Raw genomic sequence first — 13,370 nt, 5'->3', positions numbered from 1 at the left:
GAAGGCCGGAGGGAGGGGCTAGAAGACCGACTCCGCCTCGCGCATGCGGTCCGCCGGAACCCTCTTGAGCTGGGTCACGGCCTCCGCGAGCGGCACCATCTCGATGTGCGTGCCGCGCAGCGCCGTCATCCGGCCGAAGTCGCCGCGGTGCGCCGCCTCCACCGCGTGCCAGCCGAAGCGGGTCGCGAGGACGCGGTCGTACGCGGTCGGGGTGCCGCCGCGCTGGACGTGGCCGAGGATGACCGGGCGGGCCTCCTTGCCGAGCCGCCGCTCCAGCTCCACGGCGAGCTGGGTGCCGATGCCCTGGAAGCGCTCGTGGCCGAACTGGTCGATCTCGCCCTTCGCGTACTCCATCGAGCCCTCGGCCGGGTGCGCGCCCTCGGCGACGCAGATGACCGCGAACTTCTTGCCGCGCGCGAAGCGCTCCTCGACCATCTTGACGAGGTCGTCCACCTCGAAGGGGCGCTCGGGGAGGCAGATGCCGTGCGCGCCGCCGGCCATGCCGGACTCCAGGGCGATCCAGCCGGCGTGGCGGCCCATCACCTCCACGACCATCACGCGCTGGTGGGACTCGGCGGTGGTCTTGAGGCGGTCCATGGCCTCGGTGGCGACGCCGACGGCGGTGTCGAAGCCGAAGGTGCGGTCCGTGGAGGAGATGTCGTTGTCGATGGTCTTCGGGACGCCGACGACGGGCATGCCGGCGTCGGAGAGCATCCGGGCGGCGGTCAGGGTGCCCTCGCCGCCGATCGGGATGAGGACGTCGATGCCGTACTGGCGGGCCAGCTCGGAGGCGGACTCGGCGGCCTCGCGCAGCCGGTTCCGCTCCAGGCGGGCGGAGCCGAGGATGGTGCCGCCGCGGGCCAGGATACCGCTGACGGCGTTGAGGTCGAGGGGCCGGAAGTGCCCGTCGAGGAGGCCCTTGAAGCCGTCCTCGAAGCCGATGACCTCGTCTCCGTGGCCGGTCATCGCCCGGTGCACGACCGACCGGATCACTGCGTTCAGGCCGGGGCAGTCGCCGCCTGCGGTGAGAACTCCGATGCGCATCGTGCTGTGTCTCCTGCTCGGTCGCGGTCCGTGTGAGCCAGGGCAATTCTCACACGCCGGGCCTGAGGGGCGCGCTCGCCGCCGTTCCGCGCGTCCCGCCGGGCGGATCGCGAGCGGCTTCCCGGAGGGCGTCCGTGAGGCCTCCGGGGGGGCCTTCGGGCACCCTTTCCGGCGGTCTTCCGGAGGGTTTCCGGGGGCTCTCCTCCGGGACCTTCCGGAGGCTGCCCCCCGGGGCCTTCCGGCGACTCCCCCGGGCCCTCCGGCCCTCACCTCCAGGCCCTTCGTCCGGCGGGCGACCTAACCACCGCCGGGGGTATTGTCAAGGGGGTAATGCCGCTCTATCGGGGCTTTCCGAGCCCTTTCGGTTGACGCACGTGACCGAACGCACGGGTGAGGAACATACGGGCCGGGAAGGCGGAGCTGGGGCGCCGCCCGGGGCCCTTCCGCAGGACTGGACAGGAGACCACGGCGTGACGCGCAGCGTGTACGTGACCGGGATCGACCGCGGTGACGGCCGCCAGGTCGTCGAGCTGGGAGTCATGGAGCTCCTCACCCGCCAGGTGGACCGGGTGGGGGTCTTCCGGCCGCTGGTGCACGACGGGCCCGACCGGCTCTTCGACCTGCTGCGCGCCCGCTACCGCCTCTCGCAGGACGCCTCGACGGTCTACGGCATGGACTACCGGGAGGCCTCCGCCCTCCAGGCCGAGCGGGGCACCGACGAGCTGGTCTCCCGTCTGGTCGACCGCTTCCACGCCGTCGCCCGCGACTACGAGGTCGTCCTCGTCCTCGGTACCGACTTCGCCGCCACCCAGCTCCCCGACGAGCTGGCCGTCAACGCCCGGCTCGCCAACGAGTTCGGCGCCTCCGTCATCCCGGTGGTCGGCGGCAAGGGCCAGTCGGCGGAGTCCGTGCGGGCCGAGGCGCGCAACGCCTTCCGGGCGTACGACGGGCTCGGCTGCGACGTGCTCGCGATGGTGGTCAACCGGGTGGCGGCCGAGGACCGGGAGGCCATCGCGGAGCGGCTGGCGGCCCGGCTGCCCGTGCCCTGCTACGTCCTGCCGGACGAGCCGGCCCTGTCGGCGCCGACCGTCGCCCAGATCACCCACGCGCTCGGCGGCACCGTCGTCCTCGGGGACGACGCCGGGCTCGCCCGGGACGCCCTGGACTTCGTCTTCGGCGGCGCGATGCTGCCGAACTTCCTGCACGCCCTGACGCCCGGCTGCCTGGTCGTCACCCCCGGGGACCGGGCCGACCTGGTCGTCGGCGCGCTCGCCGCGCACTCGGCCGGCACCCCGCCGATCGCCGGGGTGCTGCTCACCCTGGACGAGCGGCCCGGCGAGGAGGTCCTGACCCTGGCGGCCCGGCTCGCGCCCGGCACCCCGGTGGTCTCCGTCGCCGGGAACAGCTTCCCGACGGCCGCCGAACTCTTCGCCCTGGAGGGCAAGCTGAACGCGGCCACGCCGCGCAAGGCGGAGACCGCGCTCGGCCTGTTCGAACGGCACGTGGACACCGCCGACCTGCTCAAGCGGATCTCGGTGGCCCGCAGCGGCCGGGTCACCCCGATGATGTTCGAGCACGAGCTGCTCGAACAGGCGCGGGCCGACCGGCGCCGGGTGGTGCTCCCGGAGGGCACGGAGGAGCGGGTCCTGCGCGCCGCCGACGTCCTGCTGCGCCGGGACGTGTGCGACCTGACGCTGCTCGGGGACGTGGAGACCATCCGCAAGAAGGCCGCCGACCTGAGCGTGGACCTGCGGGACACGCAGCTGATCGACCCGCACACCTCGGAGCTGCGGGACGCGTTCGCGGAGCAGTACGCGGCGCTGCGCGCCCACAAGGGCGTCACCGTGGAGCTGGCGTACGACGTGGTGTCGGACGTGAACTACTTCGGCACCCTGATGGTCCAGGAGGGCCTGGCCGACGGGATGGTGTCGGGCTCGGTGCACTCCACGGCGGCGACGATCCGCCCGGCCTTCGAGATCATCAAGACGAAGCCGGACGCCTCGATCGTCTCGTCGGTCTTCTTCATGTGCCTGGCGGACAAGGTGCTCGTGTACGGCGACTGCGCGGTCAACCCGGACCCGGACGCCGAGCAGCTCGCGGACATCGCCGTCCAGTCGGCGGCCACCGCGGCCCGGTTCGGGGTGGAGCCGCGGATCGCGATGCTCTCGTACTCCACGGGCACCTCGGGCTCCGGCGCCGACGTCGACAAGGTGCGGGAGGCGACCAAGCTCGTCCGGGAGGCGCACCCGGAGCTGCGGATCGAGGGGCCCATCCAGTACGACGCGGCCGTGGAGCCCTCGGTGGCGGCGACGAAGCTGCCGGACTCGGAGGTGGCGGGGCAGGCGTCGGTGCTGATCTTCCCCGACCTGAACACCGGCAACAACACGTACAAGGCCGTGCAGCGTTCGGCCGGCGCCGTGGCCGTCGGCCCGGTGCTCCAGGGCCTGCGCAAGCCCGTGAACGACCTCTCGCGCGGCGCGCTCGTCAGCGACATCGTCAACACCGTCGCCATCACGGCGATCCAGTCCCAGGGTCAGGAGCTCCCCGCATGACCGCGCCCACGTCCGCTCCCACGCGCGTCCTCGTCCTCAACTCCGGCTCCTCGTCGCTGAAGTACCAGCTGCTCGACATGCGCGACGGCGGCCGGCTGGCGCAGGGGATCGTGGAGCGGATCGGCGAGGAGACCTCGCGGCTCGCGCACACCCCGCTCCGGGAGGGGGACGGGCGGAAGCGCGAGAGGAACGGGCCGATCTCCGACCACTCGGCCGCCCTGAAGGCGGTCGCCGAGGAGCTGGCGGCGGACGGCCTGGGCCTGGACTCCCCCGAACTGGCGGCGATCGGGCACCGGGTGGTGCACGGCGGGCTGCGGTTCACCGAGCCGACGGTCATCGACGGGGAGGTGCTGGCGGAGATCGAACGGCTCGTGCCGGTGGCGCCGCTGCACAACCCGGCGAACCTGATCGGCATCCGTACGGCGATGGCGCTGCGGCCCGACCTGCCGCAGGTGGCGGTCTTCGACACCGCCTTCCACACGACGATGCCGGAGTCGGCGGCGCGGTACGCGATCGACGTGGAGACCGCCGACGCGCACCGGATCCGGCGGTACGGCTTCCACGGCACCTCGCACGCGTACGTCTCGCGGGAGACGGCGCGGCTGCTCGGCAAGGCGCCGGAGGAGGTGAACGTGATCGTGCTGCACCTGGGGAACGGGGCGTCCGCCTCGGCGGTGCGGGGCGGCCGGTGCGTGGACACCTCGATGGGCCTGACGCCGCTTGAGGGCCTGGTCATGGGGACCCGGTCGGGCGACATCGACCCGGCGGTCACCTTCCACCTGCGGCGGGTGGCGGGGATGTCGGCGGACGAGATCGACGTCCTGCTGAACAAGCGGTCCGGTCTGGTGGGGCTCTGCGGCGACAACGACATGCGGGAGATCCGCCGCCGGATCGACGAGGGCGACGAGCGGGCGGCGCTCGCCTTCGACATCTACGTCCACCGCCTGAAGAAGTACATCGGGGCGTACTACGCGGTGCTCGGCCGGGTGGACGCGGTGGCGTTCACGGCGGGCGTCGGCGAGAACGCGGCGCCGGTGCGGCAGGCGGCGATCGCGGGCCTGGAGGAGCTGGGGCTCGCGGTGGACGCGGAGCTGAACGCCGTACGGTCGGACGAGGCGCGGATCATCTCGCCGGAGTACGCGCGGGTGGCGGTCGCCGTGGTGCCGACGGACGAGGAGCTGGAGATCGCGCGCCAGAGCTACGCGCTCGTACGGGGCGCGTCCGGGGAGGGAAGGGCCGGGGAGGACCCGCTCGTACGGGACACGGAGGGCTCGAACGAGTGATCGCCTGAGCGGCCGCCCGCCCATTTGTACTTTCCGCCAGTCGGAATATTCCGCAGCGAAACAAACCGATAGGATCCGCCTCATGCGCCGTTCCAAAATCGTCTGCACGCTGGGCCCCGCCGTCGACTCGTATGAGCAGCTGAAGGCTCTCATCGAGGCCGGCATGAACGTGGCCCGATTCAACTTCAGCCACGGCTCCCAGGCAGAACACCAGGAGCGGTACGACCGCGTCCGGCAGGTCGCCGCGGACACCGGGCGGGCCGTCGGCGTCCTCGCCGACCTCCAGGGCCCGAAGATCCGCCTGGAGACCTTCGCCGAGGGACCGGTCGAGCTGGTGCGCGGTGACGAGTTCACCATCACCACCGAGGACGTCCCGGGCGACAAGTCGATCTGCGGCACCACCTACAAGGGGCTGCCCGGCGACGTCTCCAAGGGCGACCAGGTCCTCATCAACGACGGCAACGTCGAGCTGCGGGTGGTCGAGGTCGAGGGCCCCCGGGTCAGGACCATCGTCATCGAGGGCGGTGTCGTCTCGGACCACAAGGGCATCAACCTGCCCGGCGCGGCCGTCAACGTCCCGGCCCTGTCCGAGAAGGACGTCGACGACCTGCGCTTCGCCCTGCGGATGGGCTGCGACATGGTCGCCCTGTCGTTCGTGCGGGACGCCGACGACGTCAAGGACGTCCACAAGGTGATGGACGAGGAGGGCCGCCGGGTCCCCGTCATCGCCAAGGTGGAGAAGCCGCAGGCAGTCGAGAACATGGCCGACGTCGTCGCCGCGTTCGACGCGGTCATGGTGGCCCGCGGCGACCTCGCCGTGGAGTACCCGCTGGAGAAGGTCCCGATGGTGCAGAAGCGCCTGGTGGAGCTCTGCCGCCGGAACGCCAAGCCGGTCATCGTCGCCACCCAGATGATGGAGTCGATGATCACCAACTCGCGTCCGACCCGCGCCGAGGCGAGCGACGTCGCCAACGCGATCCTGGACGGCGCGGACGCGGTCATGCTGTCGGCCGAGTCCTCGGTCGGCGCGTACCCGATCGAGACCGTCAAGACGATGTCGAAGATCGTCACGGCGGCCGAGGAGGAGCTGCTCTCCAAGGGCCTCCAGCCCTTGGTCCAGGGCAAGAAGCCGCGCACCCAGGGCGGTTCGGTCGCCCGCGCGGCCTGCGAGATCGCGGACTTCCTGGGCGGCAAGGCGCTGGTCGCCTTCACCCAGTCCGGCGACACGGCCCGCCGCCTCTCGCGCTACCGCGTCCAGCAGCCGATCCTCGCCTTCACCACGGACGAGAACACCCGCAACCAGCTCACCCTGAGCTGGGGCGTCGAGTCCTTCGTCGTCCCGCACGTGGACAACACCGACGCGATGGTCGACCTCGTGGACGCCGAGCTCCTCAAGCTCCAGCGCTACAACGAGGGCGACACCATGGTCATCACGGCCGGCTCGCCCCCCGGCGTCCCCGGCACCACGAACATGGTCCGCGTCCACCACCTGGGCGGCGGCGAGCGCGCCTGACGCGCCCGATCCACGACGAAGCCCCCGTCCGGTGCGGACGGGGGCTTCGCCTTGTGCGGCTCCCGGAGTAGTACGGGCGTCAGCTCGGTTCGATCGTGTTGCGGAGTTCCGCGACCTTGAGGGTGCCGCCGAACTGGCCGGCCTGCTTGAGCTTGACGTTGGTGAAGAAGACGAACGGGAGGTCCAGCGGCGGCGGGGACTCCGGGCCGAAGGTGATCGGGATGATGCCGAGGAGGTTGCCCTTCAGCTCCTCCGTGTACATCGTCACCGTGCCGCCGGTGATCGTCGACGTCGAACCCTTCTTGGAGCGGACGTGGGCCGTCCGTCCCGGGCTGTGGTCCGCCATCTGGTGCAGGTCCTTGATGTCCACCCCGCTCGCGGTGAACTTCAGCACCTTCTTGACCTTGCCGCCGTAGGTCTTCACCTCGACGATGCCGTGGTACTTGAGGCCCTTGAGGGTGAGCAGCGAGCTCTCCAGGCGCCATGGCTCGTCCGGGAGCAGCGGGATGCCGGGCTCCACCTCGGCCGCCGCGAGCGCCGCGTCGTCGCGCTCGGGGCACGGGAAGCGGGGCTTGGCGCCCTCGGGTATGTCCTCGTCCTTCTTGGCGTCGAGGCCCTGCGCGCTCTCGGGCAGCTCCTCGACCTCGACGCCGGCCTTCGCGGCGGCCTCGCGGATCGCGGCCTTCTTCTTCTCCGCGTCCGGGTCGACGGCCGGCTTCGGGGCCGTGGTGGCCTTCGGGTCGGCGGTGGGCTTCGGCGCGGCGGTCGTGGCGCTCGGGACCGGGGTCGTCGGCACCGCCGTCGTGGGCGTGGCCGTCGCGGTGGGCGTGGGCGTCGGCTTCGGGTCCGGACCGTCGAAGAGGTCCTTCAGCGCGTCGCCCAGGCCCAGCGGGTCCAGCGGGTTCTTCGACTTCGTCGGCGTGGGTGTGGCCGTCGGGGTCGGGGTGGCGGCGGGCTTCGGGGCCGTGGTGGCGGTCGGCTTCCGCTGCGTGGTCGCCTCTCCGGTCGTCGTCGCGGTCGGCGTCGGCGTCGCGGTGGCGGAAGGGGTTCCGGAGGGAGTCGCCGTGGGGGAGGCGGTCGCGGTCGCCGAGGGGGTGGCCGTCGGCTTCGCCGTCTCCTTCTCCGTCTCCGTGGCCTCCGGCGTCGGCTCGTCCGAGCGCGTCACGCAGGGGCCGGGGGCGAAGGGGATGTCCTTGTCGTCGGCGAGGGCGATCTTGGGCGTGAGGCCCATGCCCACGAACACCGCGGTCGGCATGGCGGCCAGCGCCATCGCCTTGCCCGCGGGGCCCTGGATCCTGTTCAGCAGCGACTTGCGTGGGGCCGCGTGCCGCGGTCCGCCCCTCGCGAGCGCCGGCTGGGTCTCGTCACCCCGCACTGTTCCTCCCGCCGTTGGCGTCGATCGTCTTGTCGGTCGCGTGGTGCTCCGGTCCGCGCTGCTCCGGCAGGCCGGCCGTCAGTACGGCTCCGGCCTCCGCCGAGGCCTCCGGTTCGCCGTCTTCCTCCGCGTCCACGGCCTCCTCGACCGGCGGCGCGGGCGCCCAGGCGATGGACATGCCGCCCCCGACGAGGGCGAACAGGAACCCGATGACGAAACCGCCGAAGTTCGACACGGGGATGGAGACGAGTCCCAGGACGATCGCCGCGACACCCGCGAAGATCCGCACGATGGGCTGGAACCACATCGTCAGTCCGAGCGTGACGAGCAGGACGCCGATGATCAGCGCGGTGGACCCCGCGGTCGTCTTCATGGCGAAAATGATGTTGCCGAGTCGCAGGTCCCCGTACGGGAGGTAGGCGATCGGTATACCGCCGATGATGGTGAACAGTCCCGCCCAGAAGGGCCGGGTCTGCCGCCAGACCTTGAATCGGTTGTCCTGGGGGACTTCGCGGGAAGCGGGGTTCTCGGCGCTCATGGAAACAGCTCCCTGGAAGCGGTGTTGCTGAAGAAGGTGCGAAGAAGCGGGGCCGCGCCCCGGAGACGGTGCGGGCCGCCGGAGCGGCCCGCACCCTCAGGACCGGATCAGCCCTTGTAGCACTCGGCGTCGGTGCCGCGGTGCAGGGACAGCTTCAGGTCGGGAAGCTTGAACGTGGCGGCCGTGGTCGCCCACGCCTTCTGCTCGACGTTGCTCAGCTTCGCGGTCTCGGCGCGCTGGGAGAACCCGTTCTGGTACACCCGGTCCGCGGGGGTACCGGGCTGGATGCCCGGCTTGTTCTTGTTCCCGCCGTTGAGCTGACCGGCGGCCACACCGATGTCGATGTTCCCGAACTCGGCGTCGGCCTTCAGGTCGGAGACATCCAGGTAGATGTCCTTGGCGTAGACGCGCTGGTCCGGGTCCTTCGCCCCTTCCCCGCCGGCCTCCAGGCGGAGGGTGATGTCACCGAGGAACGGCACCTTCGGCGTCACGACCGACTGGCACATGTTGGTGATGTAGGCCGTGGAGAAACCGGAGACCGCGACGGGGGCGGCGAACGCCTTGTCGTCGAGGGTCTTGCCGGCGTCCACGCTGCCGTACTGGACGAAGTTGGTGCCCTCAAGGGTCTGCGCCTTGACCTTGAACTCCTGGCCGGAGATCGAGAACGACGCGGCGAGCGCGCCCTGCGCCAGGCCGACGCCGATCGCTGCCGTCGCGGCCACGCTGGGCACCATGACGACGGCGAAACGCTTCCATCTGGTCCCGCCACGAACCTGGGACTTCATGAGAATCCTCCTTCTCGGACGTACATCTCCAGAAGGGGCGTGGGCCCGTTCTGCGATGGGAGAAGAGCTACGTCCTCGGGAAGGAGAGCGCCGGGGCGGCGAACGGCGCAGTACGCCTCCGCATCACCGGCGATCACCCCCGAGCGACAACCATGGGCCACGCGGTGCGCGTGACCTGAGTCGGACAGGCCCCGTTCGGTACGAGCGGGAACCCCCCTGTCCGCGACCGGTGCCGGGGCACCGGTCCGCCCGGTGGGGACCCTCCCCGCGGTCCCGGTTGGTTGCCGGGGTGTGCGGTTCGGACCGAGCGTGGCCGATCGTGGTCCATTCCGGGCGCCCGCACAAGAGGGTTCGTTACTGGCTAGTAACGGGTGGATAACCGCGGCATGGCGGGGCGGGACCGAACGGGTACACAGGGTGCGTTCGAAGGGAGGGGAATGTCGGGAGATCGCCGGATGAATCCGGGCAGAACGCCGGGTTCGATTTACTGCAAGTAACAGCGGCCGCGATTACCAAGTTTTGGTAAAGCGCGGCCGCCGTTTGTCACCCCGCTGCCAAATCGACGGGCGATTCGGCGCGGGGAACAGGGGTCCGGAAGGTTCAGAACAACACGCGCGCGAGGGCCTGCCGGGCCGCCGTCACCCGCGGGTCGTCGGCGCCGATCACCTCGAACAGCTCCAGGAGCCGCAGCCGCGCCGCGTCCCGGTCCTCGCCGGCCGTGCGGCGCACGGTCTCCACCAGGCGCCCAAAGGCGTCCTGCACGTGGCCGCCCGCCAGATCGAGGTCGGCGGCGGCGAGCTGCGCGGTGACGTCGGCCGGGTCGTCGGCGGCGTTCCTGCGCACCGCGCCCGGGTCCAGGTCCTGCACGCGGGCGAGGAGTTCGGCCTGCGCGAGGCCCAGCTTGGCCTCCGGGTGGGCCGGGTCGTCGGCCAGCACGTTCTTGTACGCCTGGACGGCGCCCGCCAGGTCGCCCGCGTCGAGCGCGGTCATCGCCGCTTCGAGGAGGGAGTCGTACGGGCCGGCCGGGCGCGCGGCGGGGGCCGACGGGTCGGCGTCCGCGTCCACGGTGATCCCGGTGAGGCCGAAGCGCTCCTCGCCGACCGCGATCAGCTGGTCGAGGGTCTCGCGGATCTGGGCCTCGGGCACCGCGCCCTGGAAGAGCGGCAGCGCCTGGCCGGCGACCACCGCGAAAACGGCCGGAATTCCCTGGATGCCGAACTGCTGCATCAGCATCTGGTTGGCGTCGACGTCGATCTTCGCGAGCAGGAAGCGGCCGTTGTACTCGACGGCGAGCCGCTCCAGGAGGGGGCCGAGCTGCTTGCAGGGCTCGCACCACTCGGCCCAGAAGTCGAGGACGACCGGGACCTCGGCGGACCGCTGGAGCACATCGCGCTCGAAGCCCGCCTCGTCGACGTCGATCACCAGGGCGGACGGGGGCACGGCGGCGGATCCGCCCTGCCGGGCGGCTTCGGCGCGCGCCTGCTCCGCCTTCGTCTTGGCCTCTCCGGCCGCCTTCACCGCGGCGAGGTCGACGACGCCGCTCATGGACATGTTTCGGGGCTGCATGGCTACATCCTCCCCCTTCCGCGCGCGTAACCGTTAAGCCGTGGCCGAACCGCGCCGTCCACCCGCCTCCCGCCGGTGTGCGAGACGCGTGGACGACACGGTTGCCCGTCTTCTGTCGTCTGCTGGTTCGCGCCGGGTCCCCACCCGACACCATGGTTGTCGCTCGGGCCGCTCAAAGCCTTTCGCTACGAGTCGTAGCGTAACTGCCGGGGCGGAGGCGACGGGAGGCCGCACGGGCGTTCCGCGCGGTGAACTGCCTCACATCGCGGCCCTCTGGCGCCGTACCTACCGGCGGGTATGGTCGTCGTCCATGTCGTCGATGTGCAGCCGCACCAACCCCCGCAGCAGCCGTACCGGGCGCCCCCGCTCCACCGAGGCCGACGCGGCCATCCTGGAGGCGACCCGCGAGGCCCTGGTCGAGCTGGGCTGGTCCAAGCTCACGATGGGGGACGTCGCCGGCCGCGCCGGGGTCGCGAAGACGACCCTGTACCGCCGCTGGGCCAACAAGAGCGAGCTGGTGGTGGACGCGGTCGCCGTCCTCTTCGACGAGCTCGAACTCCCCGACCTGGGCTCGCTCCGGGCCGACGTCGAGCACGTGGTGCTCCAGTTCGCGGCGCTCCTCGAACGCCCCGAGACCAAGACGGCCCTGATGGCGGTGGTCGCCGAGTCGACCCGGGACGAGCCGCTGCGCCGGCGCATCCGCGCCTCCATCGTCGACCGCCAGAAGCGGCTCGTCCTGGAGGGCCGGATGCGGGCGCAACGGCGCGGCGAACTCCCGGCCGACCGCGACCTGCCGGCCGTCGGCGCCACCGACGACCTGATCTTCGACGTGATCGCGGGCGCGGTCGTGCACCGCGCCCTGGTCAGCGCCGAGCCGGTGGACGGGCCGTGGGTGGCGCGCCTGTCGGCCCTCCTGGTGGGGGGCCTGGGCGCGGCGGCGACGGCCGGGACCCCGAACGCGTGAGGGGCGGTACGGGAAGTCCCGTACCGCCCCTGCCGACGCGCCAGGCGCGTCAGAAGCCCGGGGGCTCCGTGTAGACGCCCCACTCGTCGCGCAGGGCGTCGCAGATCTCGCCGAGGGTGGCCTCGGCGCGGACGGCCTCCAGCATCGGCGCGATCATGTTCGAGCCGTCGCGGGCGGCGGCCAGCATCGCGTCGAGCGAGGCGCGGACCTTGGCGTCGTCCCGGCGCGCCTTGCGCTCGCCGAGGATGCGGACCTGCTCGCGCTCGACCTCGTGGCTGACCCGCAGGATCTCCAGGTCGCCGGTGACCGAGCCGTGGTGCACGTTGACGCCGACGACCCGCTTGTCGCCCTTCTCCAGGGCGCGCTGGTACTGGAAGGCGGACTCGGCGATCTCGCCGGTGAACCAGCCGTCCTCGATGCCGCGCAGGATGCCGGAGGTGATCGGACCGATCGGGTGCTGCCCGTCCGGGTGGGCGCGGCGCCCGCGCTCCTTGATCTGGTCGAAGATGCGCTCGGCGTCGGCCTCGATGCGGTCGGTGAGCTGCTCGACGTACCAGGAACCGCCCAGCGGGTCCGCGACGTTGGCGACGCCGGTCTCCTCCATGAGGACCTGCTGGGTGCGCAGGGCGATCTCGGCGGCCTGCTCGCTGGGGAGCGCCAGGGTCTCGTCGAGGGCGTTGGTGTGCAGGGAGTTGGTGCCGCCGAGGACGGCGGAGAGTGCCTCGACCGCGGTGCGCACGACGTTGTTGTACGGCTGCTGGGCGGTGAGGGAGACGCCGGCGGTCTGGGTGTGGAAGCGGAGCCACTGCGCCTTGTCGGTCTTCGCGCCGTACACCTCCTTCATCCAGCGGGCCCAGATCCGGCGGGCCGCGCGGAACTTGGCGATCTCCTCGAAGAAGTCGAGGTGCGCGTCGAAGAAGAAGGAGAGGCCGGGGGCGAAGACGTCGACGTCCAGGCCCCGGGAGAGGCCCAGCTCCACGTAGCCGAAGCCGTCGGCGAGGGTGTACGCGAGCTCCTGCGCGGCCGTCGCCCCGGCCTCGCGGATGTGGTAGCCGGAGACGGAGAGCGGCTTGTACGCGGGGATCTTCGCCGCGCAGTGCTCCATCAGGTCGCCGATGAGGCGCAGGTGGGGCTCGGGCTCGAAGAGCCACTCCTTCTGCGCGATGTACTCCTTGAAGATGTCGGTCTGGAGCGTGCCGTTGAGCACGGCCGGGTCGACGCCCTGGCGCTCGGCGGCGACGAGGTACATGCAGAAGGCCGGGACGGCGGGCCCGGAGATCGTCATGGACGTCGTGACGTCGCCGAGCGGGATGTCCTTGAAGAGGACCTCCATGTCGGCGGCGGAGTCGATGGCGACGCCGCAGTGGCCGACCTCGCCGAGGGAGCGGGGGTCGTCGGAGTCGCGGCCCATGAGGGTGGGCATGTCGAAGGCGACGGAGAGGCCGCCGCCGCCGGCGGCCAGGATCATCTTGTACCGCTCGTTGGTCTGCTCGGCGTTGCCGAAGCCGGCGAACTGGCGGATGGTCCAGGTCCGGCCGCGGTAGCCGGTCGGGTGGAGTCCCCGGGTGAAGGGGTACTCGCCCGGCCAGCCGATGCGCTCGAACCCCTCGTAGCTGTCCCCGGGCCGGGGCCCGTAGACGGGCTCGACGGCGTCGCCGGAGAGCGTGGTGAAGTCGGCGTCCCGCTTGCGGGCCTTGTCGTAACGGGCCTGCCAGCGACGGCGGCCTTCCTCGATGGCGTCAGCGTCCAT

General features: G+C 71.6%; 10 protein-coding genes. 4 read left to right on the top strand and 6 right to left on the bottom strand.

All coding sequences use genetic code 11. The features are described 5' to 3' along the window. Window positions 1–18 precede the first annotated feature (18 nt). A complete protein-coding gene (locus CP977_RS23935) occupies window positions 19–1,044 on the bottom strand; it encodes an ATP-dependent 6-phosphofructokinase (RefSeq protein ID WP_152370781.1) in 1,026 nt (341 codons plus the stop codon). 470 nt (window positions 1,045–1,514) lie between these two features. Between CP977_RS23935 and pta the strand changes: the two genes are divergently transcribed. The 3 genes from pta (at window position 1,515) to pyk (ending at window position 6,392) form a co-directional block, all read left to right on the top strand. Continuing rightward, on the top strand, window positions 1,515–3,596 hold the full coding sequence (gene pta, locus CP977_RS23930) for a phosphate acetyltransferase (protein ID WP_062752148.1): 2,082 nt from the start codon (window positions 1,515–1,517) through the stop codon (window positions 3,594–3,596). Further along, a complete protein-coding gene (locus CP977_RS23925; protein ID WP_229991381.1) occupies window positions 3,593–4,879 on the top strand; it encodes an acetate kinase in 1,287 nt (428 codons plus the stop codon). The genes pta and CP977_RS23925 overlap by 4 nt, the downstream gene beginning before the upstream one ends. Before the next feature lie 82 nt (window positions 4,880–4,961). Next, window positions 4,962–6,392 (top strand): pyruvate kinase, encoded by a 1,431-nt coding sequence (gene pyk, locus CP977_RS23920; protein ID WP_152370780.1) that lies wholly within the window; start codon window positions 4,962–4,964, stop codon window positions 6,390–6,392. Window positions 6,393–6,471: 79 nt separating this feature from the next. Here pyk and CP977_RS23915 read toward each other — a convergent pair whose 3' ends face one another. The 4 genes from CP977_RS23915 to CP977_RS23895 all read right to left on the bottom strand — a co-directional run bounded on the left by CP977_RS23915 (window position 6,472) and on the right by CP977_RS23895 (window position 10,656). Next, window positions 6,472–7,767, bottom strand: coding sequence for a hypothetical protein (locus tag CP977_RS23915; RefSeq protein ID WP_152370779.1), 1,296 nt, complete (start codon window positions 7,765–7,767; stop codon window positions 6,472–6,474). Next, window positions 7,757–8,305 (bottom strand): DUF6114 domain-containing protein, encoded by a 549-nt coding sequence (locus tag CP977_RS23910; protein WP_152370778.1) that lies wholly within the window; start codon window positions 8,303–8,305, stop codon window positions 7,757–7,759. The genes CP977_RS23915 and CP977_RS23910 overlap by 11 nt, the downstream gene beginning before the upstream one ends. Window positions 8,306–8,412: 107 nt before the next feature. After that, complete coding sequence (locus CP977_RS23905; RefSeq protein WP_152370777.1) at window positions 8,413–9,090, bottom strand: DUF6230 family protein; 678 nt, start codon at window positions 9,088–9,090, stop codon at window positions 8,413–8,415. 600 nt (window positions 9,091–9,690) lie between these two features. Beyond that, window positions 9,691–10,656, bottom strand: coding sequence for a tetratricopeptide repeat protein (locus CP977_RS23895; protein ID WP_183953274.1), 966 nt, complete (start codon window positions 10,654–10,656; stop codon window positions 9,691–9,693). 319 nt (window positions 10,657–10,975) lie between these two features. Here CP977_RS23895 and CP977_RS23890 point away from each other — a divergent pair, with 319 nt between their 5' ends. Next, the gene (locus tag CP977_RS23890; protein WP_104860663.1) at window positions 10,976–11,620 is read left to right on the top strand and encodes a TetR/AcrR family transcriptional regulator; all 645 of its coding nucleotides are present in this window, start codon (window positions 10,976–10,978) and stop codon (window positions 11,618–11,620) included. A gap of 49 nt (window positions 11,621–11,669) precedes the next feature. Here the strand turns inward: CP977_RS23890 and icmA are convergent, their stop codons facing one another. Next, window positions 11,670–13,370 carry a coenzyme B12-dependent isobutyryl-CoA mutase large subunit gene (icmA, locus tag CP977_RS23885; protein ID WP_062752155.1) on the bottom strand — a complete coding sequence of 567 codons (1,701 nt, stop codon included), beginning with the start codon at window positions 13,368–13,370 and terminating at the stop codon, window positions 11,670–11,672.

Source organism: Streptomyces cinereoruber, from assembly GCF_009299385.1.
GTDB lineage: Bacteria > Actinomycetota > Actinomycetes > Streptomycetales > Streptomycetaceae > Streptomyces > Streptomyces bikiniensis.
This window is presented reverse-complemented; position numbering and strand designations above follow the sequence as displayed.

Excerpts from the sequence above, each read along its gene's own strand:
- icmA (WP_062752155.1), bottom strand. The coding sequence starts at position 13,370 with ATGGACGCTGACGCCATCGAGGAAGGCCGCCGTCGCTGGCAGGCCCGT.
- CP977_RS23910 (WP_152370778.1), bottom strand. The coding sequence starts at position 8,305 with ATGAGCGCCGAGAACCCCGCTTCCCGCGAAGTCCCCCAGGACAACCGA.
- CP977_RS23895 (WP_183953274.1), bottom strand. The coding sequence starts at position 10,656 with ATGCAGCCCCGAAACATGTCCATGAGCGGCGTCGTCGACCTCGCCGCG.
- CP977_RS23925 (WP_229991381.1), top strand. The coding sequence starts at position 3,593 with ATGACCGCGCCCACGTCCGCTCCCACGCGCGTCCTCGTCCTCAACTCC.
- pyk (WP_152370780.1), top strand. The coding sequence starts at position 4,962 with ATGCGCCGTTCCAAAATCGTCTGCACGCTGGGCCCCGCCGTCGACTCG.
- CP977_RS23935 (WP_152370781.1), bottom strand. The coding sequence starts at position 1,044 with ATGCGCATCGGAGTTCTCACCGCAGGCGGCGACTGCCCCGGCCTGAAC.
- CP977_RS23890 (WP_104860663.1), top strand. The coding sequence starts at position 10,976 with ATGTGCAGCCGCACCAACCCCCGCAGCAGCCGTACCGGGCGCCCCCGC.
- CP977_RS23905 (WP_152370777.1), bottom strand. The coding sequence starts at position 9,090 with ATGAAGTCCCAGGTTCGTGGCGGGACCAGATGGAAGCGTTTCGCCGTC.